The sequence below is a fragment of the Epilithonimonas sp. 33E genome (assembly GCF_059372615.1).
The window spans coordinates 2,165,044-2,191,358 of the sequence record NZ_CM182009.1 but is presented as its reverse complement, the minus strand read 5'-3'; the positions used below and the strand labels follow the sequence as shown (position 1 = coordinate 2,191,358).

26 protein-coding genes are annotated in these 26,315 nt (G+C 37.6%); 17 read left to right on the top strand and 9 right to left on the bottom strand.

Annotation, left to right across the window (positions count from 1 at the left end; all coding sequences use genetic code 11):
* Positions 1 to 16 precede the first annotated feature (16 nt).
* The 3 genes from AC5P2S_RS10045 to AC5P2S_RS10035 all read right to left on the bottom strand — a co-directional run bounded on the left by AC5P2S_RS10045 (position 17) and on the right by AC5P2S_RS10035 (position 2,887).
* Positions 17 to 733 (bottom strand): MIP/aquaporin family protein, encoded by a 717-nt coding sequence (locus AC5P2S_RS10045; RefSeq protein ID WP_002978574.1) that lies wholly within the window; start codon positions 731 to 733, stop codon positions 17 to 19.
* 86 nt (positions 734 to 819) lie between these two features.
* Entirely contained in the window at positions 820 to 2,331 is a 1,512-nt protein-coding gene (gene glpK, locus AC5P2S_RS10040) for a glycerol kinase GlpK (RefSeq protein WP_002978575.1), read from the bottom strand.
* A gap of 19 nt (positions 2,332 to 2,350) precedes the next feature.
* Positions 2,351 to 2,887, bottom strand: coding sequence for a glycerol-3-phosphate dehydrogenase C-terminal domain-containing protein (locus AC5P2S_RS10035; protein ID WP_002978576.1), 537 nt, complete (start codon positions 2,885 to 2,887; stop codon positions 2,351 to 2,353).
* Between the two features lie 125 nt (positions 2,888 to 3,012).
* Between AC5P2S_RS10035 and AC5P2S_RS10030 the strand changes: the two genes are divergently transcribed.
* Together AC5P2S_RS10030 and AC5P2S_RS10025 are read left to right on the top strand one after the other, a co-directional pair.
* On the top strand, positions 3,013 to 3,600 hold the full coding sequence (locus tag AC5P2S_RS10030) for an IS1 family transposase (protein WP_494554785.1): 588 nt from the start codon (positions 3,013 to 3,015) through the stop codon (positions 3,598 to 3,600).
* Positions 3,516 to 3,731 (top strand): IS1 family transposase, encoded by a 216-nt coding sequence (locus tag AC5P2S_RS10025; RefSeq protein WP_494557021.1) that lies wholly within the window; start codon positions 3,516 to 3,518, stop codon positions 3,729 to 3,731. The genes AC5P2S_RS10030 and AC5P2S_RS10025 overlap by 85 nt, the downstream gene beginning before the upstream one ends.
* Before the next feature lie 39 nt (positions 3,732 to 3,770).
* Here AC5P2S_RS10025 and AC5P2S_RS10020 read toward each other — a convergent pair whose 3' ends face one another.
* On the bottom strand, positions 3,771 to 4,127 hold the full coding sequence (locus tag AC5P2S_RS10020; RefSeq protein ID WP_002978578.1) for a winged helix-turn-helix transcriptional regulator: 357 nt from the start codon (positions 4,125 to 4,127) through the stop codon (positions 3,771 to 3,773).
* A gap of 109 nt (positions 4,128 to 4,236) precedes the next feature.
* Here AC5P2S_RS10020 and AC5P2S_RS10015 point away from each other — a divergent pair, with 109 nt between their 5' ends.
* Together AC5P2S_RS10015 and AC5P2S_RS10010 are read left to right on the top strand one after the other, a co-directional pair.
* Positions 4,237 to 4,803, top strand: a complete 567-nt coding sequence (locus AC5P2S_RS10015) for an alcohol dehydrogenase catalytic domain-containing protein (RefSeq protein WP_002978579.1) — start codon at positions 4,237 to 4,239, stop codon at positions 4,801 to 4,803.
* A complete protein-coding gene (locus tag AC5P2S_RS10010; protein WP_494554784.1) occupies positions 4,766 to 5,233 on the top strand; it encodes an MDR/zinc-dependent alcohol dehydrogenase-like family protein in 468 nt (155 codons plus the stop codon). The genes AC5P2S_RS10015 and AC5P2S_RS10010 overlap by 38 nt, the downstream gene beginning before the upstream one ends.
* 134 nt (positions 5,234 to 5,367) lie before the next feature.
* Here the strand turns inward: AC5P2S_RS10010 and AC5P2S_RS10005 are convergent, their stop codons facing one another.
* From AC5P2S_RS10005 to AC5P2S_RS09985, 5 genes are all read right to left on the bottom strand, one after another.
* Positions 5,368 to 6,663 (bottom strand): NRAMP family divalent metal transporter, encoded by a 1,296-nt coding sequence (locus AC5P2S_RS10005; protein WP_494554783.1) that lies wholly within the window; start codon positions 6,661 to 6,663, stop codon positions 5,368 to 5,370.
* A 158-nt stretch (positions 6,664 to 6,821) separates the two neighbouring features.
* Positions 6,822 to 7,901 (bottom strand): alpha/beta hydrolase, encoded by a 1,080-nt coding sequence (locus tag AC5P2S_RS10000; RefSeq protein WP_002978582.1) that lies wholly within the window; start codon positions 7,899 to 7,901, stop codon positions 6,822 to 6,824.
* Positions 7,898 to 8,281 (bottom strand): DUF4890 domain-containing protein, encoded by a 384-nt coding sequence (locus AC5P2S_RS09995; protein ID WP_041461718.1) that lies wholly within the window; start codon positions 8,279 to 8,281, stop codon positions 7,898 to 7,900. Before AC5P2S_RS09995 ends, AC5P2S_RS10000 begins: the two co-directional genes overlap by 4 nt.
* A 98-nt stretch (positions 8,282 to 8,379) precedes the next feature.
* Positions 8,380 to 9,159 carry a LytR/AlgR family response regulator transcription factor gene (locus tag AC5P2S_RS09990; RefSeq protein WP_002978584.1) on the bottom strand — a complete coding sequence of 260 codons (780 nt, stop codon included), beginning with the start codon at positions 9,157 to 9,159 and terminating at the stop codon, positions 8,380 to 8,382.
* Positions 9,156 to 10,175: a sensor histidine kinase gene (locus AC5P2S_RS09985; protein ID WP_002978585.1), complete on the bottom strand. Its 1,020-nt coding sequence runs from the start codon at positions 10,173 to 10,175 to the stop codon at positions 9,156 to 9,158. The genes AC5P2S_RS09990 and AC5P2S_RS09985 overlap by 4 nt, the downstream gene beginning before the upstream one ends.
* Positions 10,176 to 10,502: 327 nt before the next feature.
* Here AC5P2S_RS09985 and AC5P2S_RS09980 point away from each other — a divergent pair, with 327 nt between their 5' ends.
* From AC5P2S_RS09980 to AC5P2S_RS09920, 13 genes are all read left to right on the top strand, one after another.
* A complete protein-coding gene (locus AC5P2S_RS09980; protein ID WP_041461445.1) occupies positions 10,503 to 10,889 on the top strand; it encodes a hypothetical protein in 387 nt (128 codons plus the stop codon).
* Between the two features lie 139 nt (positions 10,890 to 11,028).
* Positions 11,029 to 15,372, top strand: a complete 4,344-nt coding sequence (locus AC5P2S_RS09975; protein WP_138402066.1) for a CusA/CzcA family heavy metal efflux RND transporter — start codon at positions 11,029 to 11,031, stop codon at positions 15,370 to 15,372.
* 2 nt (positions 15,373 to 15,374) lie between these two features.
* The gene (locus AC5P2S_RS09970) at positions 15,375 to 16,529 is read left to right on the top strand and encodes an efflux RND transporter periplasmic adaptor subunit (protein WP_138402065.1); all 1,155 of its coding nucleotides are present in this window, start codon (positions 15,375 to 15,377) and stop codon (positions 16,527 to 16,529) included.
* A gap of 28 nt (positions 16,530 to 16,557) precedes the next feature.
* On the top strand, positions 16,558 to 17,022 hold the full coding sequence (locus AC5P2S_RS09965; protein ID WP_138402064.1) for a heme-binding domain-containing protein: 465 nt from the start codon (positions 16,558 to 16,560) through the stop codon (positions 17,020 to 17,022).
* Between the two features lie 71 nt (positions 17,023 to 17,093).
* A complete protein-coding gene (locus tag AC5P2S_RS09960; RefSeq protein ID WP_138402063.1) occupies positions 17,094 to 19,601 on the top strand; it encodes a cation-translocating P-type ATPase in 2,508 nt (835 codons plus the stop codon).
* Between the two features lie 41 nt (positions 19,602 to 19,642).
* Complete coding sequence (locus AC5P2S_RS09955; protein ID WP_123899429.1) at positions 19,643 to 20,032, top strand: hypothetical protein; 390 nt, start codon at positions 19,643 to 19,645, stop codon at positions 20,030 to 20,032.
* Between the two features lie 70 nt (positions 20,033 to 20,102).
* The gene (locus tag AC5P2S_RS09950; protein ID WP_138402062.1) at positions 20,103 to 20,546 is read left to right on the top strand and encodes a thioredoxin family protein; all 444 of its coding nucleotides are present in this window, start codon (positions 20,103 to 20,105) and stop codon (positions 20,544 to 20,546) included.
* A 5-nt stretch (positions 20,547 to 20,551) separates the two neighbouring features.
* Entirely contained in the window at positions 20,552 to 21,478 is a 927-nt protein-coding gene (locus AC5P2S_RS09945; RefSeq protein ID WP_123899431.1) for an FAD:protein FMN transferase, read from the top strand.
* The gene (locus tag AC5P2S_RS09940) at positions 21,475 to 21,831 is read left to right on the top strand and encodes a DUF4266 domain-containing protein (RefSeq protein ID WP_455580208.1); all 357 of its coding nucleotides are present in this window, start codon (positions 21,475 to 21,477) and stop codon (positions 21,829 to 21,831) included. The genes AC5P2S_RS09945 and AC5P2S_RS09940 overlap by 4 nt, the downstream gene beginning before the upstream one ends.
* A gap of 36 nt (positions 21,832 to 21,867) precedes the next feature.
* Positions 21,868 to 23,058: a DUF3570 domain-containing protein gene (locus tag AC5P2S_RS09935; protein ID WP_283415424.1), complete on the top strand. Its 1,191-nt coding sequence runs from the start codon at positions 21,868 to 21,870 to the stop codon at positions 23,056 to 23,058.
* 66 nt (positions 23,059 to 23,124) lie between these two features.
* Positions 23,125 to 23,820, top strand: a complete 696-nt coding sequence (locus AC5P2S_RS09930) for a VIT1/CCC1 transporter family protein (protein ID WP_494554782.1) — start codon at positions 23,125 to 23,127, stop codon at positions 23,818 to 23,820.
* 644 nt (positions 23,821 to 24,464) lie between these two features.
* Positions 24,465 to 24,755, top strand: a complete 291-nt coding sequence (locus AC5P2S_RS09925; RefSeq protein ID WP_002978597.1) for a helix-turn-helix domain-containing protein — start codon at positions 24,465 to 24,467, stop codon at positions 24,753 to 24,755.
* A gap of 41 nt (positions 24,756 to 24,796) precedes the next feature.
* Positions 24,797 to 25,981, top strand: coding sequence for a type II toxin-antitoxin system HipA family toxin (locus AC5P2S_RS09920; RefSeq protein ID WP_228457428.1), 1,185 nt, complete (start codon positions 24,797 to 24,799; stop codon positions 25,979 to 25,981).
* Positions 25,982 to 26,315 lie beyond the last annotated feature (334 nt).

The window sequence follows — 26,315 nt, the reverse complement described above, 5'->3', positions numbered from 1 at the left end:
ATTTGATGGAATAGATTTAATGTAATAGATTGAATATAAGAATTGATATTAAAGCTCCTATAACAGGTCCTATTATTGGTATCCAGGCATAACTCCAGTTACTGGAACTTTTTCCTTTTATGGGTAAAATGGCATGCATGATTCTCGGACCGAGGTCTCTTGCAGGATTGATGGCGTATCCTGTTGTTCCTCCAAGCGATAATCCGATTGCCCAAATAAGTGTGGTTATTGGCCATCTTCCTGTGCTTCCCAAGTTTACGGCAGATCCTTGGAAACTCATAGCAACATAGAGCAAAACAAATGTTCCCAATACTTCAGAAAAGAAATTGAGGGGAGTGTTCTTGATTGATGGGGATGTAGAAAAACAAGCAAGCTGTGAGTGTGGTTCTGCAGATGTCTCATCAAAATGGTCTTTATATAGTAACCATACCAAAAATGCTCCTAGCATAGCTCCTGTCAATTCGCCTCCGATGTAAGGCAATAATTGGCTGGTAGTATAAGCTCCGTTTATCCAGCCTGCAATTACAGTGGCTGGATTTAGTTCTCCAGCACTGCCTAGATTGACAGCAACTAAACCTCCGGCGAATACTGCAAATCCCCAGGCAGCTGTAATGGAAATGATACCTCCGCCATTACCTCCTGTTTTTTTGAGAAGGATATTGGCTACGACCCCGTTTCCTAAGAGAATAAGGAACATCGTTCCCATCATCTCTGCAATAAAAATAGTTGACATAATAAATAATGATATAATAGTTTAATTTTCTTAGTTATTTAATGGGCTGTTTAATAATAGCTCAGTTTTGTTGGAGATTTTTGTTTTTATTCTTCCCAGTTTTTGGATCTTCCTACTGCCTTATGCCATCCTTTAATCATTTCGTCCGCTTTTTCACGCTCCATTTTAGGGTCAAATTTTTTATCTACGCTCCATTGTGATTTGATATCGTCAATATTATCCCAGAATCCAACAGCAAGTCCGGCAAGATATGCCGCTCCAAGAGCTGTTGTTTCCAATGTTTTTGGTCTTGTAATAGAAAAACCAAACAAATCAGCTTGTATTTGCATTAATAGGTCAGATGCGGTAGCACCACCATCGACTCTCAGTTCCATGGACTGCATTCCGGAATCTGCTTCCATTGCTTTTACAATATCATATACCTGGTAAGCGATACCTTCCAAGGTTGCTCTTGCGATATGCGCATCGGTTGTTCCTCGGGTAATTCCCACAATAGCGCCACGAGCATACGGATCCCAATAAGGTGCGCCCAAACCTGTTAAGGCGGGAACGAAATATACACCTTCTGTTTCTTTTACAAGATTGGCGAGATTACTAATATCAGGTGCTGTTCTGATGAGTTTTAGCCCGTCTCTGAGCCATTGTATTGCTGCGCCTCCGACAAAAACAGAGCCTTCAAGTGCATAGGTTACTTTCCCATTGATTTTCCATGCGATAGTGGTCAGCAGGTTATTTTTCGAATAAACCGCTTTATCTCCTGTATTCATCAGAAGAAAACATCCTGTTCCATAAGTGTTTTTCACCATCCCTTCCGAGGTGCACATTTGTCCGAAAAGTGCAGCTTGTTGATCGCCAGCAATACCTGCAATAGGAATTTTTGATGCAAATAGTGTTGTAGATGTTTCTCCGTAGATCTCGGAACTTTGCTTAACTTCAGGAAGTATAGCTCTTGGAATATCGAAAAGTTGTAACAGGTCGTCGTCCCATTGCTGGGTATGGATGTTAAGAAGTAGTGTTCTGGAGGCATTGGTTACATCTGTGACGAACATTTTTCCTCTGGTCAATTTCCAAACCAGCCAAGTATCTATAGTGCCGAAACAAAGTTTTCCCTGCTCCGCTTTTTCTCTTGCACCCTCTACATTATCAAGAATCCATTTCAATTTTGTTCCTGAGAAATAGGCATCAAGGATTAGTCCAGTCTTTTCCTTGATAGTTTCTATGTACCCTTCTTTTTGCTTCAGCTCATCACAGTATTTTGCTGTTCTTCTGTCTTGCCAGACAATGGCATTGTAGATAGGCTCTGATGTTTCGCGATCCCAAACAACAGTGGTTTCTCTTTGGTTTGTAATACCTATCGCTGCGATTTCTCTACCTGATACTCCTGCTTTTGCAATGACTTCTGCCGCAACGGATATCTGTGAAGACCATATTTCATTGGGATCGTGCTCTACCCAGCCTCCTTTTGGAAATATTTGGGTGAATGATTTCTGCGATAATTCTTCAATTTCTCCATTTTGATTAAAAAGAATGGCTCTTGATGAGGTTGTCCCTTGGTCAAGGGCCAAAATAAGTTTGTTTAGTTTTTCCGCTGGTGCCATAATTTGATTCTATTAAAGTTTAATTGATAATTTGAGTTTCTTTTTTTGGGGAATGATCTTCCAGTAAGTAGCCTTTTGCAAGCTCAATAAAATTTTTAGTTTCCAGTACTGCCCATTCTTCGGATTTTCCTAATCTCTGCGCCATAAATTGGGCAACATCTTCTGCAATATCAATGGCTGCACGGGCATCCGTAAACAAGAAACGGATTCTTCTGGCCAGTACATCCTCTAGGGTTTCCGCCATTTCGCATTCTATTGCCCATAGTACTTCTGCATAAGTAGCGTCATATTTCGGATGTATTTTTTGTTTCAGTGCAGCATCGCTTTGCTGTAGTTTTTTTATTTCAGGGATGTCAGATCCATAGATGTAAAGGTGGTCGCTCTGATCTGCGTGAGAAGCTGGAATATTTCCGTGAATAGAAAAATGATGCGTTTTACAACTTACTTCTGGCAGGTCTGCAACTTTTGACGCTTCATCAACAATTTCTTCCGCCATCTCTCTATATGTGGTCCATTTTCCGCCAATAACGGTCACAAGTCCTGAATCAGATATCATTATTTTATGGCTTCGGGATACTTCCTTGGTGCTTTGTCCCTCTTTTTCGGGAGCGGCTAATGGTCTTAAACCTGCAAAAACGCTGATGGTTCAGATGTGGAGTTACTAATTTACTTTAAATCATTATGAATAAACGGCGAAATCGATGTATTCACTGTAATTACAGCTACTGTATCAAGGCAGGAATAACATCACAAAATAAGCAGCGCTATCAGTGCAAAAAATGCAAAAAGAAGTTCATTGGGAAATATTCTTATCGTGCATATCAGAAAAGTACTAATCATAATATTCAACAGCTGATAAAAGAAGGAGTTGGTATTAGAGGTATTAGCAGATTACTTAATGTCAGTAAGACGACTGTACTAAAAAAGATTTTAAAAATCGCTTCTAAAGTTGTTAAGCCACCAATCCCTCAGAATATTACAATCGAAATTGATGAATTAAAAACATACACTCAAAGTAAAACCAATGAGCGGTGGGTAGTTGCAGCGTATTGTAGAGAGACAAAGAAAGTAATTGACTATAAACTTGGGAGAAGAACGACCAAGACGCTACAATGTATTATAGATACTTTACTTTATGCAAATCCAAAAAAGATATATAGTGATCGTTTGAATATCTATCCTAAATTATTCCTAAGCATCTTCACAGCACAAAACGAAGAGAGACCAATCATATTGAGCGGAAGTTCCTTGATCTACGAACTCATATAAAGCGATTAGGAAGGAAGAGTATTAATAAAGCTCAAAGGGATAAATATACAGATGCTATATTGAGGATTTATTTTTGGGGAATTTCTCTCACTGAAAATAAGGAGTCTAAGAGCTTGTCTTATTTGAATTAGATCATGCTTTAAATATAATAATATGTAATCCACATCAATTTAAAGATTGATTGATCCCTCTATGTGTTTATATCCCCATTTCCTCATCTCTTTGATAATTGGATAAATGGTTTCGCCATAATCGGTTAAATAATATTCCACTCTTGGAGGAACCTCTCCAAATGATTTTCGTGTAAGAATTCCGTCTTTTACTAATTCTTCTAATTGCCGAGCCAGCATTCTTTCACTGATTGTGGGAAGAGTTCGCTTTAATTCTCCGAACCTGTTTCTGCCTTTTTTTATGAGAACAATTAAGGTTGTTTTGCATTTACCTTTTATTATTTGTAAAAATACATCGGATGGACATTTATTTTCTGTTTCTCCGATTTCGTCTATTTCAATTTTTTGCAATTCCATACATTTTTTCTTCTGATAGTCAGTAAAACTGTACTTTGTTTCAGTAGCTGAATTGAATGTAAGTACTTGTTTTACAATGTAAAGTTAAATAAATTTACTCAAAAAAGTAATGGATAATACGTTTAAAGCATTAGTTATAAATGAAAGTACAATTGGGTTTACAAAAGAAATTAAGGAAAAAAACTTGTCAGAGCTTCCTAAAAATGACCTTTTGATAAAAGTGAGTTATTCATCGATTAACTTTAAAGACGCATTGTCAGCTTCAGGTAATAAAGGAGTAACTCGTAAGTTTCCGCATATTCCGGGTATTGATGCTGTGGGAACTGTTGCTGAATCTAATTCAAAAAAATTTCCAATTGGAAGTAAGGTTTTGGTTACAGGTTTTGATTTAGGGATGAACACCTGGGGTGGATTTGGTGAATATATCAGTATTCCCGAAAAATGGGCAGTTCATTTACCTGCCGAACTAACAGAGAAAGAGGCAATGAGTTATGGAACAGCAGGTTTGACAGCAGGATTATCCGTTTGTCAAATATTGCAGTCGAGCACTGTTAATTCAGAAAATGGAAAAGTTGTTGTGAGCGGAGCTACTGGAGGAGTTGGAAGTATTGCGGTGTCTATCTTGGCGAAAATAGGGTTTGACGTACTTGCAGTTTCGGGAAAAAAAGAAAAATGAGTATTTAATCAACTCTTTAGGAGCGAAAGAAGTGATCAACAGAAATGATTTCATTGAAATGTATGATAGCAAACCACTTGCTAAACCTACATTTGTTGCAGGAATTGATACCGTTGGCGGAGCGATTCTTTCGGGGATGGTAAAATCTACTCAGTATGGAGGTATTGTTACTTGTTGTGGAATGACAGGATCTACAGAAGTGAATACGTCTATATTTCCATTTATTTTAAGAGGGGTTTATTTGGCAGGAATTGATTCTGTTGAAGCATCTTTATCAGTAAGAAACTTAATTTGGGGAAAATTGTCTAATGAATGGAAACTTTCAAATTTAGAAAATATTATTACAGAAATCGGATTAGAGGAATTGCCTGACAAACTAGATGAGATTCTCACAGGAAAGGCAAAAGGAAGATACGTACTTAAACATTAATGTAATTTTAAAATATTCTTACAAAAGTTCCAAATATTCATTAGAGTAATATTGCAGATGTTTTGTTTTTTGATAATCCTGAAAGCGGCAATATTAACATATACGACACAGTCTGTATTATTTTCGGATTTATTTTAGATCGTAAAAAACATTGCAATTGACGCTGTAGCCATAAATATAAAAGTTACCCATAATAAACTTTTTGAAAGCCACCTGCTTTTGAATTCTCCCATAATACTTTCACTTGCAGATATTCTGATGATAAGAAACAAGAGAGGCACAGCAGCTACGCCATTGAGAACAGCTGTGTAAACAAGAGCCTTCACAGGATTAATCCCAATAAAATTCATACACAGACCAATAAGTGTAGAGATAATAATAACCATATAAAATCCTTTTGCTCTTGCAAATTTAAGGTTTAAACTTGCATTCCAGTTGAGGGCTTCGGAAACCGCATATGATGCCGATCCTGAAAGAACGGGTACGGCAAGTAATCCCAACCCAATGATTCCTGTAGCAAATATGATTTTTGATATCAAACCTGAATTTGGAAATGATTGTACCAGGGGTTCTAAAGCTTTTGCTGCATCAGCCGCAGTATTAATATCTGTTATATGAGCGCTATGCAGAACCGTTCCTCCAACCAATATAATACACCATGTTGTAAATTCAGAGATGACCATTCCTATACTATTATCTTTTCTCATTGCATGAATATGGCGCCATCCGATGTTGGGCTTTCCGTCTAGGATAAGACCTCTTTCATTTTCTTCTTCCACTTCCTGGGAAGCCTGCCAAAAGAACATATAAGGTGTAATCGTTGTCCCAAATACTCCGGTGATTATAAAAAGAAAATTGAAAGAAAATTCAAAATGAGGAACAATAGAGGCTTTTAGTATTTCTTTCCACGGCTGATCAATAATAAAAGCTGTAAGAGGGTAGGCAAGAAGTGATAATGCCAGCCATTTAAGAACTTTTGAATATACCCGATAACTGGTGAAGACCTCTAATGTAAGTATACTAACCGTAAAAAACAGCATAAGTATAACAATATCAGCAGGAATAATTAATTGTGCGGCAGCTGCCATGGCTCCAATATCCGCTCCGATATTGATCGTATTGGCAATGACAACCAATCCGACAGAGCTATAGAGTATTTTTTTGGTGTAATGCTCTTTGATAACTCCGGTAAGTCCTTTACCAGTAACCATTCCTATTCTTGCACAGGCTTCCTGCACGGCAGTCATAAATGGGAGCATATAGAGGGCTGTCCATAATTGACCATAGCCAAACTGAGCTCCTGTCTGAGAATAGGTAGCAATGCCTGAAGGATCGTCATCAGCCGCTCCCGTTGTCAGTCCGGGACCTAAAAGACCAAAGAATTTTTTGATTTTTTTTGTTTGATTTTCGACCTGATGTTTGACAGACATTGTTAATTGTTTTTGACCACAATATACTATTAATTGATTATATTTAGAGCTGCTAAAATAAATAGTTTTTGATAATTAAAAAGACCTTCCACATAGCGGGAAACCCTTTTTAATTATTATTTTAAATGTGTTTTATTCAAAGAAAGCTGTCTTTCATATTAATTACAGAAAGAAATTCGTGGATTGGTATTGTCTCCGCATTGAAACTGATATTTGCCTTGCGGATATTTAGGAGTGGGATTATCTGTAACTTCCAATGGAACCATCGATTGTCCGTTATAAGAAGGCATGGTAACCTGAGCCGCGGAACCATTACCTAAAGCAACATTTTTGGCATTGCTGTTTCCGTTGAAGCTGTAATCAATCATGGCATCTAAAAGACGATATACACCATAATAATCTAATGCATCAAAGGCTTTTCGGGAACTTGGCATTGCGTGATCAGTTACATAATTGTATCCATTAATGGTAGATGATTTAAAGTAAATAAAATCTTTTTCAGAGTTAGAAATATTAATGTTTTTAAAAATATCAATTGCCATTCTGTGATCGTTGACATCGTCCTCATCATAGACCTGGGTGATCATTTTGGTATTGGAAGGAAAACTCTGTAATTGCTGTTGGGTAGTTAATGAACTGTTCCAATTAAAGGAATACCACGGAGCCATGGTGAAAAGAAAACGTCCGTTTTGTCCCCAACCTTTTTCCGTAAATGCTTTATAGGCAAGATCAATAGTTGCCCCACCGCCGAAAGAATGTCCCATAAATCCTACTTTCTGAGTATCAATAATATTAGGATAATCTGTGGCAGCTTTTACGAAGCCTTCCCACAGGGTTTGGTAACGGTGATCAACACTGATATCTATGGTGCGATAAGGCACAAATACTACCACATAACCTTTCTTGGCAATAAAGTTATACAGCTCTATATTGTATTCTTTATCCTCACCACCAAAGGGATGTGAAAAAAATATAGTAGGTCTGGGAGAAGTAATTCCTTTAGGATAGAAAATTGAAACCTGTGTTCCAGCGTACTGGGGGTTATTAAAATCAATTTCAGCCACTTCAAAATTTCCGTCTGCACCATATCCTGATGCCGGTTTCTGAATAGGTCCCTGAAAGCTGTTGCCAAGTTTTGGCTGAATAGGATCAGCTTCGTCAGTGTCGTTAGTGCTTTGAGAGCATGCAGAAGTGGTAATAAACAAAATCATTACCCATGGATAGAATAGTTTTTTCATTTTCTTTTGTCTTTAATATGTTGAACCATCTGATCTTTAATTTCCTCATATTTTTTGTATTGTCCTGCATCCAGAATTTGGCTCAGGGCATTGGATTTTTCTTTCTGTAAAGCTTTCAGTTTTTTGAATTTAGCGAGTTTACCTTCATTACTTTGCAGAATCGGGTCGTTCTTTTGGGCATACTGAAGATTAAGAGCAGAGACCTGCTCAACCTGCTTAGTATTTAATGCTAATTTACTTGTCATCCACTCCGTCATCATCTTTGCGCGCTGTTCGGGAGTACTGTCCTTTAACTTTTTTGCCTGTGCCGTTACATTTGCAAATGTCATACATAGAAATGCTGTCACAAGAATGGGCCATTGTTTTTGTTTTAAAATCATCTTGGAAATTTTAATTTTTGGTGAAACAAATGTATCAAGAACGATTATTTCCTTTAAGATAAAAAAGGATGAAGCTGCTAAATTCCGGGGTGAATTCATTATTGATCCAGCCACTTTCTGAAATGCATCGCTTTTGCTTTACTGACAAGGATTTGTTCCTGAGGTAGCGGATGTATTTTGACCAGCAGTCTGCCATTAAAGAAATATTCTACGGCATCTACAGCATTCTTGTTGATAATGAATTGGCGGTTAGCCCTGAAAAATAGAGTAGGATCGAGCTCATGTTCCAGCTGTTCCAGGGTAAATTCCACTACATATTGTCTGCCATCGGCCATATGTGCGTATACGATTTCATTTGCGGTATGGAACCAATTGATTTTAGCCGCGTCAACAGGGATAAGCCTGCCACAGTAATGAATAAGGAAGGATTTTTTATATTGCTTTGTTGTATGTTGTAGCTTCTTTAGCAGAGATTCTGTTTTGTCCTGTCTATTTTTTGAATCATCAGCAATAAGGGTATTGTATTTAAGTAAAGTCCGCTGTATTTCTTCTGTGTCAAAAGGTTTTAAAACATAATCAATGCCGTTGTTACGAAAGGCCTCGATAGCATAATCATTATATGCCGTAACAAAAATAACGGGCTTTCTTATGTTTACCTGTCTGAAGATTTCAAATGATAACCCATCAGAAAGCTTTATGTCCGAAAATATAAGATTATAATCACTATCGTTTAATCTGAACCAATCCATTGCTTCTGCTATACTTGGTAAAGTCTTCACAATTTGGATTGCCGGGTTGATTTCTTTCAGGATATATTCAAGATTTCTTGCGGTTGCAGCTTCATCTTCGATAATGACGATATGTAAATTTTTTTTCATAAGAAGGGAAGCTTTACGATGAAATATTCTTTTGTCTGGAAAATCTCTATTTCTTTATGGAGTTGCAGTTTGTATCTCTCATTCAGGTTGGTAAGACCAAGCCCAGTGCCTTCTGTCTCACTGATGGAGGGCTGGAGATTATTTCGGATAATAAGCCATTTGTCTTCTTCATAAATCTCTACAGTTAAAGGATGTGAAAGGGTGGCTTTGTTATGTTTAACAGCATTTTCCACCAGGGGTTGCAGTGATAAATGAAGAATTTGTTTGTTTATACAATCTTCGCTGATATTGATATGAATCTGAAATGCATTTTCCAGCCGCATTTTTACCAGCTGTATATAGGATTTCAGGTGCTCAAGCTCTTTCTCAAGACTTACCAGATTGTTACCTGAACGAACCAGCGTATATCTGAAGATTTTGGAAAGATGGAGAATATAGTTTTGAGCCAGATTTGGATTTTCCCTTACTATGGCAGAAAGGCTGCTCAATGTATTGAATAGAAAGTGCGGGTTAAGCTGTTCCTGGAGCAATTGCAGTTGTGCCTTAAGGTAAGCGGAATTGAGCTGCTCGTTGATAAGGTCCTTATTTCTGCTTTCACGCATCAGAAGAATAAGTCGGATAACGACTGCAATCATGATACTGCTGAGCAAAAACCGGACAAAATATCCTCTAATTCTTCCTCCCGTAAGTTGGGGAGTCCCAAAGAGCAAAGAATGGATCATACTTCCCAGTATAATTGCTGCCACCAACACCAAGACATTGAATATATAGAGTCTCCAGTATTGTTTGTTTTCTCTAAAGACACTCAGAAACTTACCCTGGGACAGGTTAAGATACAGTAACAAAAGGCAGAATGCCATATTATACAAAAACTGGTAGCCATATTCCCCAATATTGAACTGCCAGTAACGGGCGATAATCCCATCACTGTTAAGGGCCATCAGTTTTGCAGAATTGACCATTAGTGTGATCAAAAAGGCACTGTAAAGATATATTTTTCTTTCATTCTCATTCATTAATACAAAGAAAGCAAAATATTAAAACCGATGATATAATAAATGGTTGAAGCGGTAAAAGTTGGTGGTGAAATAATAAATTCTGAAGACCTTATCGTAAAGATTCATGGGTAGCAATAGACTTAGAATATCACATATATTGGGGAATTGCCAACATTGTTCAAACGCAATTCTTATTCATTGACTTTATAGGTATGAAATAGATTATAGAGACTTTATCAATTTGCTGATTAGAAAGAGTATTATTAAGAAAATATAATAATGAAAAACCAATGATTGGGCTTATTTAAAATCGTTCTTAATGAAATATTTCATAATTTTGTTATAGTGAAAAAGCTGATTTCCATATTGTTGTTATCCCTTTATTTGGTTTCTACAACCGAACTATATCAGCTTTTGAAAATGCCGCTTCTCATTGAGCATTATTTTCAGCACAAAAACCTTAATTCTGAAATGTCGTTTACTGCATTTCTGAAAATGCATTATGATCATCCGGTTAAAGATAATGATTATGATCAGGATCAAAAGCTACCTTTTGTTTCACACGCAAGTCCTCTTTCTGTTGCATTTACCGTTAATCCAATTTTAGATCTTCATTTTACCGAGAAGGTGTACAATTCTATTGAGATCAAAAAGACCTTTTACAAAAGTGCGCTTTACAATAAGGAAATTTTAAATTCTATCTGGGAGCCTCCAAAATTTTATCAATCTTAATCTATTTTTCTCAATCATTCTCTGATTGAGAGTATTCCGCTTTGCCATAAAGTATCTGCAAAAGATGCAGATGTATTCATAGTGTGCTTCAGAATACCTATAACTTATCTCAATAATTAAGATTAATAATCAATCATTTATGCTTACAAAAATCATTGAGTTTTCTGTAAAGAATAAACTCATTATTGCATTGTTGGTATTAGGGCTTATGGGAATTGGTTCCTATCAGGTCACTAAATTACCGATAGATGCGGTACCCGACATTACCAATAATCAGGTACAAGTCATTACGATGGCACCTTCTTTTGGTGCAACAGATATAGAACGGCTTGTTACCTTTCCTATAGAACAGGCCAACAATAATATTTCAGGATTAAAGGAAATCAGAAGCTTTTCCAGATTTGGACTATCGCTGGTTACCATTGTCTTTGAAGATGATGTTGACATCTACTGGGCCAGACAGCAGGTTGCTGAAAGGCTCCAGCAGGTACAGGCTGTTATCCCGCAGGGAATAGGAAATCCCCAACTAGGACCTATTTCTACGGGACTAGGTGAAATCTTTCAGTATGTAATAAGACCTGAAAAAGGATATGAAAAAAAATACAATATCACGGAGCTTCGTACAATTCAGGATTGGATTGTAAGGAGGCAGCTGTTAGGTGTAAAAGGGGTTGCAGAAGTCAGTAGCTTTGGAGGAAAGCTAAAACAATATGAGATTGCAGTCAATCCGGATAGGTTGAATGCTTATGGAATTACCATTAATGATGTTTTCGATGCGCTACAAGCTAATAATCAAAATACAGGAGGTGCTTATATTGAAAAGGGGCCTACGGTTTTATACATTAGAAGTGAAGGTTTGGTCGGAAACATTGAAGAAATTAAAAATATTTCTATTGCTACAAAAACAAACGATGTCCCGCTGTTTATAAGAGATATTGCAGAAGTAAAGCCGGGTTTTGCGACCCGATACGGAGCCATGACCTTTAATGATGAAGGAGAAGTCTCAGGAGCGGTCGTTATGATGCTTAAGGGTGAAAACAGTAACCAGGTGATTAAAAATGTAAAAGAGAAAATCGCTCAGGTTCAGAAGACGCTTCCAAAAGGAGTCGTGATAGAGCCTTTCCTGGATCGAACCAAAATGGTGAATAATGCTATTGGTACTGTTGAAAAAAATCTTACAGAAGGAGCATTGATTGTGGTTTTTGTTCTTGTATTATTCCTTGGGAATATAAGAGCCGGTTTATTGGTGGCTTCAGTGATTCCTCTTGCTATGTTATTTGCAATTTGTATGATGAACCTTTTTGGAGTCAGCGGGAACCTTATGAGCCTTGGGGCTTTGGATTTCGGGCTTATTATTGATGGGGCAGTTATTATTGTGGAATCTGTTCTGCATCAGTTGACCCATAATTCAAAATTCAAAAGAATGTTTTCTGTAGGCAAATCAGAAATGGATGCTGTAGTTATTGATTCTGCCGGAAAGATGATGAACAGTGCTGTTTTTGGACAGATTATTATTCTGATTGTTTATCTGCCAATTCTTACCCTGCAGGGAATTGAAGGGAAAATGTTCAAACCCATGGCACAGACCGTAGCTTTTGCGCTGCTAGGAGCATTTTTACTTTCACTGACCTATATTCCGATGATGAGTGCGGTATTGCTGAGAAAAAGAAGTAATAAACCTACTTTATCAGACAGCATGATGAAAAAGGTAGAGAAGATCTATCTTGAAGTTTTGCTCAAACTTCTCAGAGTACCCAAAATAGTTTTTGGGGTAGTGGCAGTCTTATTTATAACAGCCGTTTTCATTTTATCCAAAATGGGGGGCGAATTTATTCCTTCCCTTGAAGAAGGAGATTTTGCCGTAGACACAAGAGTGCTTCCGGGAAGTAATTTGACCACAACAATTGAAAGTACCCAAAAAGCAGCACATATTCTCAAATCAAGATTTCCCGAGGTGCGGAAGGTCGTTACAAAGATCGGGAGCGGGGAAGTACCTACAGACCCAATGCCGATGGATGCTTCTGATATGATGGTTATCCTGAAAGATAAAAAAGAATGGACCTCTGCCTCTACTTTTCCCGAATTAGCGGATAAAATGGGGAAACAGCTTCAGGAAGTACCCGGAATTACAGCCAGCTTTCAATATCCTGTGCAGATGCGTTTTAATGAATTGATGACCGGAGCAAGACAGGATGTAGTAGTGAAAATTTTTGGTGATGATCTGGATGTTCTTTCCCAGAATGCTCAGAAACTTGGTAAAATTATAGAAACTGTTGAAGGAACACAGAATCTTTACATCGAACCTATTTCCGGGATGCCTCAGGTAATTATAGAATACAACCGCCCTTTAATTGCCCAGTACCACCTATCTGTTGCAGATATTAACAGAATTGTCAATACGGCATTTGCCGGACAAAGTACAGGGCTGGTTTTTGAAGGTGAAAAACGCTTCGATATGGTAGTACGCCTCGATACCAAAGACCGGAAAAATGTTACCGATATTAAGAATCTTTTGGTTCCCACACCTTTTGGAAATCAGATTCCGCTGTCTCAGCTTGCCAAAGTGGAAGTGAAGAATGGTCCCAACCAGATTCAGAGAGAAAATGCCCAAAGAAGAATTGTCGTAGGTTTTAATATAAAGGACAGGGATGTACAAAGCATTGTTGAAGAGCTGCAGGGAAAAGTAGATCAGAAAATAAAGCTCCCTACGGGTTACTATATGACCTATGGAGGGTCTTTTGAGAACCTCAACAATGCCAAACAGCGCCTCATGATTGCGGTTCCTATTGCACTTGCCCTTATTTTTGTAATGTTGTTTTTTGCATTTAAATCTGTAAAAGAAAGCTTACTTATTTATACTGCAATTCCTCTTTCCATCATCGGAGGAGTATTTTTTCTGGCTCTGAGAGGAATGCCTTTCAGTATCAGTGCCGGAGTAGGGTTTATTGCACTTTTTGGAGTAGCTGTGCTGAACGGAATTGTTTTAATATCTGAGTTTAACCGTCTTTACAAAAGCGGAATGAGAAATATTGTAAGAATTGTTATTGACGGAGGAGAATCACGTCTCCGCCCGGTCCTTATGACCGCCTTTGTTGCCTCGCTGGGCTTTATCCCGATGGCATTGAGTAACGGGGCCGGAGCCGAAGTACAGCGGCCACTGGCTACAGTTGTTATCGGAGGATTAATAGTGGCAACCTTCCTTACTCTGTTTGTTTTACCATTGCTTTATGTAAATATTGAAAAAGGAATCAAAATGAAAAAAATGAAAAACAGAAATATAGCTTCCGTATTGGTATTTTTATTCTGTTTTATTGGTCTTGAAGTAAAATCCCAAACCCCTGTTACTTTGGAGGAAGCTGTTGATGTCGCTTTGAAAAATAATAGGATTATTAAAAATGAAAAATTAAAATCCGAGTATTCAAAGGCACTTGTCAGATCAGCATCAGATATTCCTCAGACAGGAGTTACGATGGATTATGGGCAAATCAACAGTGCCCTGACAGATATGAAATTCGGTATTTCTCAGAATATAGCATTTCCTACTGTATATAAAAAACAGAAGAATCTTTATACGGAAGAATGGAAAAAGTCTCTGCTGAATGTTTCCCTTAAAGAATATGAGCTAAAGAAAGCCGTAAGCCTTACTTTTTATAATATTCTCTACTGGAAAGAAAAAGAAAAGCTTCTGCAGGAAACATTAAAGCTGTATACCGACTTTCTGGATAAAGCAAGCATTCGTCTGAAAGCAGGAGAAAGTAATATTTTGGAAAAAACAACTGCTTCCAACCAGAAATCTGCTATTGAAATACAGCTGAAGCAGCTGAATCAGGAGCTTTCAGTTTTGAAATATCAGCTGCAATGGCTTTTGAATACTGAAACAGATTTTGTTCCTGAAGATAAGAAGTTATTTAGCAGAGGACTTAAAGAAGAGCTGAGTTCACATCCTGTGATCCAGGTATTGCAGCAGCAGAAAAAAGTTTCCGAACAGCAGACAGCCCTTGAAAAAGCTAAGCTGCTTCCGGGATTGCAGCTTGCTTACAATCTTAACAGTTTTAAAGGAACGGGGGCTGATGACAAAGTGTACGGCTCTGCACCACAATTTCATTCCGTACAGCTGGGTGTTTCGGTTCCTGTTTTTTCAGGCGGACAGAGAGCCAGAATTCAGGCTGCTAAAATTGCAGAATCAGTTGCTGAAAATGATATTGCCAATATGGAATTCAACCTGCAGAATCAGCGTAAAAAAGCATCCGGGATTTATCAGACTAATCTTGACATTATTTCCCGCTATGAAAGCGCAGAACTTAAAAACGCCGATGTTATCACTGAAACAGCTAAAAAACAGTTTCTTGCCGGAGAGATCAATTACCTCGAATTTGTAATATTGGTCAATCAGGCAGTCACCTTAAAAAACAGTTATACCGATGCAGTCTGGAAACTGAATCAGAGTGCTATAGAATTGGAATATCTTACTTTAAACCCATAATAATGAAACGTAAATTTAAAATCATATCATATTCTCTGCCAATAATAGGATTGCTCATGTTTTATGAGTGTAAAGACCATGGAAAAACGGAGCCGATACCAGCAGTGGTCTCTTCCAAAGATGAAAACGTAGTAACGCTTACTGAAGCCCAATTAAAAAATGCTCCTATAGCTACTACAACCCTTTCTTTACAGAAGATATCTTCGCTTTTAAAGCTTAATGGAATGATTGATGTTCCTCCGCAAAACCTGGTTTCGGTAAGTATTCCACTGGGCGGATATCTCAAATCCAGCAGCCTGTTGCCGGGCAAGCCGGTTTCAAAAGGGCAGGTGATTGCCGTTATTGAAAACCCGCAGTTTATACAGCTTCAGCAGGATTATTTAATGGCAAGGTCCAAAATGCATTTTGCAGAACTGGACTATAACCGTCAGAAAACCCTTAATCAAAGTCAGGCTACCAGTGATAAAGTCATGCAGCAGGCCCAGTCTGAAATGAACAGCCAGAAAATCCTGATGAACTCTCTGGCCCAGCAGCTCCGCCTTATCAATATTAACCCAGCATCGCTGAATTCCGGGAATATTAAAAAAAGCGTTCCGGTTTACAGCAGTATCAATGGGTTTGTGAGTAAGGTAAATGTGAATATCGGAAAATATGTAAATCCTTCGGATGTCCTTTTTGAACTCATCAATCCGGATGATATACATCTTAACCTTAAAGTATACGAAAAAGATCTTGGAAACCTCAAAATGGGACAACGGTTTACGGCCTACACGAATGCGGCTCCTGATAAAAAATATTATGGAGAGATCATTCTGATCAGTAAGGATGTTAACCCGGGAGGTATGGCTGAAGTACACTGTCATTTTGAAAAATATGACCAGAGCCTTGTTCCTGGAATGTATATGAATGCAGAAATAGAAACAAGTACCTCTTTTTCCAATGCAGTTCCTGAAGAAAGCATTATCAATTTTGAAGGGAAAGACTTTGTTTTTGTGGAAGAGAAAACACGTACCTACCGCTTGACTCCTGTAACATTGGGTGAAACAGAGAACGGGTTCATACAGATACTTAATACCGATGATTTTAAAAATAAGAAAATTGTCACCAAGAATGCTTATACCCTTCTTATGAAACTTAAGAACACTGCAGATGAATAATAAAAGAACTTATAGATAAATACAAATTATGAAAACATCATCTTTAATAAAAATAGGAGCAGGCTTTATAGTTCTGTTTCTCATCGTTATCCAATTTTTTGATACTGATAAAAATATATCAGCCACTCCTTCTGAAAATGCAATTGAAAAACATTATCAGGTGTCATCCCATGTACAGGGCTTATTAAAAACAAGCTGTTACGATTGTCATTCTAATCATACAGCTTATCCTTGGTATAGTAATATACAGCCGGTAAAATGGTGGTTGGCAGATCATGTCAATTCAGGGAAGAGGCATTTGAATTTTGATGAATTTAATACCTATACTAAAGAAAAGAAATTGAAGAAATTAGATGAAGTTGCCGAAACCGTTAAAAGCGGAGAAATGCCTCTTAGCTCGTATACAATAATCCATCATGATGCAAAATTATCTTCTAGGGATAAATCGGAAATAGAAAAATGGGTGGTTCAGGTTAAAAAGAAGATCAATTAAGGATTAAAATCATCAATATTATTCTGCTATGACAAAAACATTCAGTAATTTTAATACTACATCCATTTCACATGAATTATAATATCCCTGAAAATCTCAAAGGTCTTACAGAAGCGGAAGTGGAAGCTTCCCGAAAAAAATACGGATATAACCGGCTTGAAGCAGTTAAAAAAGAAACATGGGCAGATATGCTTATTGATATTCTGAAAGAACCCATGCTTATTTTATTGATATGTGTTTCCCTTATCTATGTAATCATAGGTGACTATGGTGAGGCATTATTTATGTTGGTCGCGATAATAGGAGTTACGGCTATCTCTTTCTACCAGGATAACCGAAGTAAAAAGGCCCTGGAAGAACTTGAAAAATTGAACGAGCCTTTAAGCACGGTCATAAGAAATTCAAAGATTATTAAAATACCCACCTTTGAAATTGCAGTGGGAGATCTCTGTATTACCGAAGAAGGAAATCTGATCAATGCAGATGGTACAATTGTACATAGCAATGATTTTTCCGTTAATCAGTCTTCACTTACAGGGGAAAGCTTCTCTGTTTTTAAAGACAGCAAATCAGAAGATAATAAAGTATACAGCGGAACAATTACTGTTTCCGGACTTGCAGTTTTTGAGGTAGAACAAATAGGAAAAGAAACCAAAGTAGGAAAAATAGGGCAGTCTATACTGGGAATAAAAGAAGAAATATCTCCTTTACAGCTTCAAATCCGGAATTTTGTAAAAGGCATGGCGATTATTGGGTTGATAATTTTTTTGGCGGTATGTATTTTCAGCTATATTAAAACAGAAGACTTTGTGACCAGCTTATTAAGCGGTTTGACTTTGGCGATGTCTGTACTTCCTGAGGAAATTCCTGTAGCTTTTACCACCTTTATGGCTTTGGGAGCCTGGAAGCTGATGCGGGAAGGAATTATTATCAAGCGAAGCAGTATTGTCGAAACGTTGGGAAGTGTTACAGTGATATGTGCAGATAAAACAGGAACAATTACCGAAAACTCAATGCAGCTAAAGCATCTTTATGATTATAAGTCTGATACGATTTATGAACAGGAGAATTTCAAGACAAAAGAGTTGGATGAACTTATTGATTACGCGATGTGGAGCAGTGAGCCAGTTCCGTTTGATCCGATGGAAATAACCTTACATAAGGTGTATGAGCAGACTCAGGATTCTGACGACAGAAAAAATTATCAGTTATTTCATGAATATCCGTTGGAAGGAAAACCTCCTATGATGACCCATCTTTTTGAAAATGAACAAAAAGAGAGAATTATTGCGGCAAAAGGTGCGCCTGAAGCAATCCTTACTGTTTCTGAACTTTCAGAAGATGAAAAAAATAAAATCAGAAATATCGTAAAAGAATTTGGTGAAAAGGGATATCGGGTTCTTGGGGTTGCCAAATCTCATTTCGAAGGAAATAATTTCCCTGAAAACCAGCAGGATTTTAATTTTGAATTTTTAGGATTGACCGCATTTTATGACCCTCCTAAAAAAGAAATAAAAGAAGTGCTTCAGCATATTTATAATGCGGGGATTAAGGTAAAGGTAATTACGGGGGATAATGCGGATACCACAAAGGCTATTGCATTGCAGGCCGGGATTATCAATAACGCTCCGGCCGTTAATGGGAGTGAGGTCACCGCAAGTTCAGAAGATGATTTAATGAAGCTTTCTGAAAAAACGACTCTGTTTACAAGAATGTTTCCTGAAGCAAAGCTTGAAGTGGTGAATGCGCTGAAAGCACAGGGTAACGTAGTGGCCATGTTGGGAGATGGAGTGAATGACGGACCTGCATTAAAAGCGGCCCATATAGGAGTCGCAATGGGAAATAAAGGAACCGAAATTGCCAAATCAGCAGCAGCACTCGTCATTACGAATGATGATCTTGAAAAGCTGGTAGTCGGAATTGCTGCGGGAAGGAGAATTTATGCCAATATCAAAAAAGCTGTTCAGTACATCATTTCTATTCATATTCCCATTATCCTTACAGTTTCTTTACCTTTATTTCTGGGATGGGTATTCCCTCACATATTTACCCCGGTTCACGTTATTTTTCTTGAACTGGTAATGGGACCTACCTGTTCTATTGTGTATGAAAATGAGCCTATTGAAAGAGATGCAATGCAAAGACCTCCAAGAGTGCTTACAGATACATTTCTGAACTGGGGAGAGCTTATGGTAAGTATTATTCAGGGATTGGTTATCACAGCAGGAATACTATGGATGTATCAATATTCTGTTCACCTGGGGAATGATGAGCCTACAACAAGAGCTTTGGTGTTCAGCACTTTAATATTTGCGAATATTTTACTGAGTTTAGTAAATCGATCTTTCTATTACAGCATTTTTGAAAGTTTTAAAAATCGTAATTATTTATTAGCAGGAATTTCCGCGTTGGTTCTTGTATTATTGTTTGTTATTCTATATGTAAAGCCGGTATCAGGATTCTTTAGTGTAGCGCCTCTTACAGTAAAAGAATTAGGATTAACATTCCTTACTGCTGCAGTTTCTGTGCTGTGGTTTGAGATCTATAAGCTTCTAAAAAGGCTTTTGGAAAGGAAATAAAAAATAATCATTCTTAATAAAATATTTTATAATTTTGATTTGTGAAAAAATTGATTTCCATACTGTTATTGTCACTGTATTTAATTTCAACAATTGAAGTATATCAGCTGTTGAAAATTCCGACTTTGATAGAACATTATTGGGAACACAAAAAGTTGAATCCGGAAATGTCTCTTACAGCGTTTCTGAAAACCCATTATGAAAATCCCGTTAAAGACGGAGATTATGGTAAAGATCAGAAACTGCCGTTTGTAATTCATTCTGCCCCATTAACTTTGATATTCACGATTCACCCAGGCTTTTATTTTGAAGCAAAGGCTGAAAGTTTCAGGCCATTACAATCTCATAAAATTCCTTCAAAAGATGAAGATTTTTGTTACAAAGGATTTACAGGATCCGTCTGGGAACCACCGAAATCTTTGTCCATATAATCTATTTAATTTGATTGATCTGCAATCAAACAACATCATTATTCTCTAAAATCATTATAAAAATTAAATAATGAAAACACTATTTTCAGCCATATTCATGGTTGTATTCGCTGTTGGCATCCATGCGCAAAGCCGTTTGGAAAATGCCAAAAAACAAGCTTCGCAAAATAAAGAGCTTATCCTTTTGAATTTCTCCGGTTCCGACTGGTGTATTCCATGCATCAAACTTCATAAAAATATCATCGAAACCGATGAATTTAAAAAGCTGGAAACAGAAAATGTCGTCGTTTACATCAATGCAGATTTTCCGAGAAATAAAAAAAATCAGCTTTCCCAGGAACTGAAAAAAGAAAACGCTTCACTTGCTGATCAGTACAATAAAAAAGGATTATTTCCTTACACATTGCTACTGAATTCGGAAGGCAAAATCCTGAAAAGCTGGGAAGGTCTTCCATCTGAAAATGCATTAGCTTTCAGCAAAGAGATAAGAAGTATCAAAGAAAATCAAAAATAAAAGGTATGTTAAGAGAATTCAAAAGACCTCAGAAATTAATGGGGAACGCTTTTGAAATTACCGTTGTAAGCAATGATGAAAATTCTGCAAATCAGCATATTGATGCAGCGATTAACGAAATCAGGAGGATCGAAAAACTTCTGACAACATTCAGTGAAGAAAGCCAGACGAATCTCATCAATAGAAATGCCGGAATCAAACCTGTAAAAGTAGATTGGGAGATTTTTGACCTGATTGAAAGAAGTTTGAGGATCAGCAGAATAACTGACGGATATTTCGACATTTCCTATGGAGGAATCGATAAAAGTTTCTGGAATTTCGATCGCGAAATGAAAGAACTCCCCAATCCTGAACTGATTAAAGAACATCTGAAACTCGTTAATTATCAGAATATTATTCTTGATCGCGAAAATCAAACCGTTTTCCTCAAAGAAAAAGGAATGCGGATCGGTTTCGGAGGAATCGGGAAAGGTTGCGCTGCAGAAATGGCAAAACAAATGCTTCAGAACAGAGGTGTGACTTCCGGAATTGTGAATGCTTCGGGCGATTTAACAACTTGGGGAAATCAGGCAGACGGAAAACCCTGGACTGTCGGAATTGCCGATCCCGATAATGCCAAACAGCCATTTTCCTACATGAATATCACCAATATGGCGGTTGCAACTTCCGGGAATTATGAAAAATTCGTCGTGATCAACGGTAAAAAATATTCTCATACCATTAATCCAAAAACAGGAATGCCTGTTTCGGGCGTGAAAAGTGTTACTATTTTTTGTCCCAACGCAGAAATTGCCGATGCAATGGCGACTCCCGTAAGCATTATGGGAATCGATGCGGCGCTCAATATGATCAACCAGATCAATCATCTGGAATGCATCATTATTGATGACCATGACAAAATTTATTCATCTCAAAACATTAATTTAAAATGAAAAACCTTATAAAAAACAGTCAAAAGCTTGTCGAATATTTGTTTGAGCAGCTTTATCCGTCTTCCACTCCCGCTTTTTTGTTCGTTCCTCACAAAAAGAGCTCCGTTCAAGCCGGGCTGCGAAGATTCAACGCTTTAAATTACAGAACAATTGCTGTACTTTCAATACTGACAATTCCATTATTGAACTCGTGTACAACTGTAAAAGAGTACGAAAAAAATAAATTGAACGACGCCGAAATGGTTCTGGGAAACAGAACGATTGAAAAGACTGAACTCAGCTTTCAATCTTACAGAGAAGGATCTTCGGGCGCAAATGCCGGAAAAGTCGGCGGTGGTTGCGGATGTAACTAAAAAAGAGTAATCGTAAAATTTAATTGTGATTCAAAAATGAAAAAATTGATCGTAAGTGTTATTGCTCTTTTCGGAATTTTCAACGCAAAAGCACAGGAAAACACAAATAATGAACAGCCTAAAAAACTGACTTTTGATGAAGCTAATTTAGTTTCAAGCTATTATAAACAAAACGGAAACAATTCTGCAGTGACGGGAGGAATCGGGACGGAAAAACTGACCGATATTTCCAATACCATCGATGTAACTATGGTAAAATACGACAAGAAAGACAGGAAAAACAAATTCGATCTCAGTGTCGGGATCGATCATTATACTTCCGCTTCGTCGGATATGATCGATCTGAAAGCCAATTCATCCGCTTCCCACGCAGACAACAGAATTTATCCTGCATTAAGCTGGAGCCGTGAGAATACTGAAAAAGGAACGACTTTAATGGCGGGTGTTTCTACCTCTTTTGAATTTGATTATGCATCTTATGGTGCAAACATCGGGTTTTCGCAAAAAACCAAGAACAGAATGGGAGAGTTTACGGCGAAATTCCAGGCTTATCTGGATCAGGTAAAGCTGATTGCTCCGATTGAACTCAGAACAAACGGAAGCACCGGGGGAGAACACGAAAACTACGGAACCAGCGGAAGAAATACTTTTGCGCTGTCACTTTCTTATTCGCAGATCATTAATCAGAATTTTCAGGTTGAATTTTTGGCGGATGGTGTTCAGCAGACGGGATATTTAAGTTTGCCTTTCCACAGGGTTTATTTCAATGATAATTCAGTTCATCAGGAAGCTTTGCCGGATAAAAGGTTTAAAATTCCTTTGGGAGTAAGAGCGAATTATTTCCTCGGGGACAAAGTGATTCTGAGAGCGTATTATCGTTATTATACCGACGATTGGGGCTTGAAATCCAATACTTTCAGCCTGGAAACACCTGTGAAAATTTCGCCTTTTATTTCGGTAAGCCCGTTTTACAGGTATTATTCTCAGACTGCGGCTAAATATTTTGCGCCTTATCAACAACACACGGCTTTCGATGACTTTTATACGAGTAATTATGACCTTTCAAAATTCGACAGTCATTTTTACGGAGCAGGAATCAGAATCAGTCCGAAGAACGGTTTATTTGGTGTTGAAAGGCTGAATATGCTGGAAATCAGATACGGACATTACACGAAATCCGTGGGAATGAAGTCTGATATTATTTCCCTGAATTTGAGATTTAAATAAAATCATTTTAAATTTGACTTGCTAAAGATGTTTGGCAAGTCATTTTTTAATAAAAAAATAAAGCTTATGCATCATCAATTGGAAAAACATTATGTGAATAGGGTAGGTTGGCTTCGTGCTGCGGTTTTAGGTGCAAATGACGGATTATTGTCTACCACAAGTATCGTCATTGGTGTTGCTGCAGCCAACCCCGACAGAAATACCATTATTCTTGCCGCTTTAGCAGGAATGATCGCCGGAGCGATGTCTATGGCAGCAGGAGAATACGTGTCGGTAAGTTCACAGGAAGATACCGAAAAAGCTGATCTTTTAAGAGAAAAACGCGAGCTTGAAGAAATGCCGGAAGTGGAGTTGAGAGAATTGGCAAAGATCTATGAAAGACGCGGCGTAAGTAAAGAAACCGCTTTAAAAGTTGCCAAAGAACTCACGGAACACGATGCTTTGGCTGCTCACGCTCATGATGAGTTGGGAATCAATGAAATAACACAGGCAAAACCTTTGCAGGCTGCGTTTGCATCATTCGGTTCGTTTGCTTTGGGCGCATTGCTGCCATTTGCGGTTTCACTTTTAGCTCCGATTAAACAAATGGTGTATTTTCAGTATGGATTTTCTATCATTTTCTTAATGATTTTAGGAGCGATTTCAGCAAAAACAGGCGGTTCAAAAATCGGAATTGCTGTTTTAAGAATCTGTTTCTGGGGAACGGTTGCCATGGGAATTACCGCTTTGATTGGACATCTTTTCGGGGTGACGGTTTCTTAAAGTAATAATTGTAGATGAAATTTTGAAATTAAGTATTAATAATGATTAAGTGGTATGGAACAGGGATAAGAAAAGCAGATATCAAAAAAGACTTGTGATTTCATCAATCTCTTTACCAAAGAAGACGCAGTTTAGGTTTGTTGTTTTTGTCGTCTTATTTGGACGGTATCGATGCACGAATCGATGGAACGGGGAAACTTCAGTAGGCAACTGATTGTTGTAGGTAGAAACCATCATTTAAACCATTCCCGATGCTAAAGTCAATGTTCTTGGAAATTTGGGAAAGGATTATGACCTTTCAAAATTCGATAACAAAGACTGAGAAATTACCATTGTAAATTTAGAAGGATTTAATATAACATAGGTTTTTCTTAAGATATTATGTAGGATCTTGCCGCGAAGTTCTCGTATATTTCCGAAAGCGAGCTGCGCAGAGTAAACACCATTCACTACAGAATTTAATAAAAATTTTGACGTCTGGAATGAATTATCAAAATGAAACTAATGAGCAGATCGAAAACAAAATAAAAAGATAATATATTTTAGTTGATTTTATAGCTTACAATTTTTTATATTTGTTATACAATAATGATAATTATTGCTTGTAATTATAGTTAAATAATACAGTTATGTTATTTATATCAATGTCTAAGGCACAAAAGATGATTGCTACTCACGTTCGTGACCGGAGGCTTCTGATGGAGCTTACTCAGGAAGGTCTGGCTGAACGTTCAGGTGTAGCACTTTCCACCCTTAGGAAGTTTGAGCAAAAAGGATTGATTTCGCTGGACTCTTTTCTAAAGATCTTGATGGTGGTTGGAGGATTGGAAGAAATGCTTGATGCTCTTAAGCCAGATAAGCCAGCTTTTACTTCAATAGACGATGTTTTGAAACAAGATGATACTATAATTAAAAAAAGAGGTCGAAGAAAATGATTAAGCCTGTTTCAGAAATAAAAGTAGGGTTAGATTTTGGCATGGCAGTCCAGCATGTTGGACGTCTTGCTATACGTAACGGTGTCATCTATTTCCAATATGATGACAATTTTCTCGACGCAGGAATTGAAATATCTCCTTTCAGACTGCCCTTGAAAAGAGGCCTTAGTGAATTGCCTCTGCATCCATTTGACGGATTGGCCGGGGTATTCAGCGACAGCTTGCCGGATGGCTGGGGAAGATTGCTATTTGACAGGATGATCAGAACCTTTGGATTGATGCCATCAGATGTTTCACCACTGGACCGCCTTGCTCACGTAGGTATGCACGGAATGGGAGCATTGGTCTATGAGCCGGATAATAGTCCTGAAGTGCCGCAAGATAAAGTCGACCTGGATTTGCTGGCTGTACAAACTGAAAAAGTCCTGGAAGGAAGTTCGGAAGAGGTAATTACTGAGCTGTTAGCTTTAAATGGTTCTTCGGCAGGTGCCAGACCAAAAGCACTTATTGGCGTAGATAGCGAACGTAAAAATATTTTATACGGAGCTCAAAACTTAGACGAAAATTTTGAACATTGGTTGGTTAAGTTTTCTAATTCACAGGACGGTCCCGATTCAGGAGCCATTGAATATGTCTATGCGCTGATGGCTGCAGAAGCTGGTATCTCAATGCCGGACGTGCATTTATTTTCCTCTCAAAATGGGAACGGTTATTTTGGAGTAAAAAGATTCGATAGGGATGGAAATAGAAGATTACATATGCACACTGTAAGTGGTTTGCTGCATAGCAATTTCAGGCTACCTTCGCTTGATTATGAAGATTTACTGAACTTGACCGCAACCCTGACCAAGGATATTCGTGAAGTCGAAAAAATGTATCGACTGGCGGTCTTCAATGTAATGGCTCATAACAGGGATGACCACGCAAAGAACTTTAGCTTTTTAATGGACGAAAACGGCAACTGGAAACTTTCTCCTGCCTACGATTTAACATTTTCGGCAGGTCCTGGCGGAGAGCAGAGTACCATGATTTTAGGAGAAGGCAAAAATGTAACAACAAAACATCTTGTTAAATTAGGAAAGGAGGCTAAACTATCAATAGAATTCATAGAGAATGTTATTGAGCAAACAACATCAGCAATTAGTAAATGGTCAAGACTATCAAAAGATTTTGGAGTCAATAAATCCAACAGAGAATTAATAGGTAGATTAATTAAGACATTTTAATAAAAGCTTAAACGATACTTGTTAGCATTTTAAATTATTTTGTCCTAAAATAAATGAAAATTGAGGTATACAGGCCAAATGTATCATTTATCACTGTTGCATTCGAAAATGTTAATTTTTCAATTTACAGTAATTTATAAGGTTGGAGGTGTAGTAAAATAGTACAATTGCATTTTTAAATTTATCTGTAAAAAAATATAAAACACTGATCTGTAAGTGTTTAATATGGCGGGATTCTTGCGGAAATGTAGAAAAAAAGATGTTGCAACATCTTGATCGTGCACCACTTTTGTACACTTCGATCTATGTAAACAGCCATCAATAAAGACTTCTT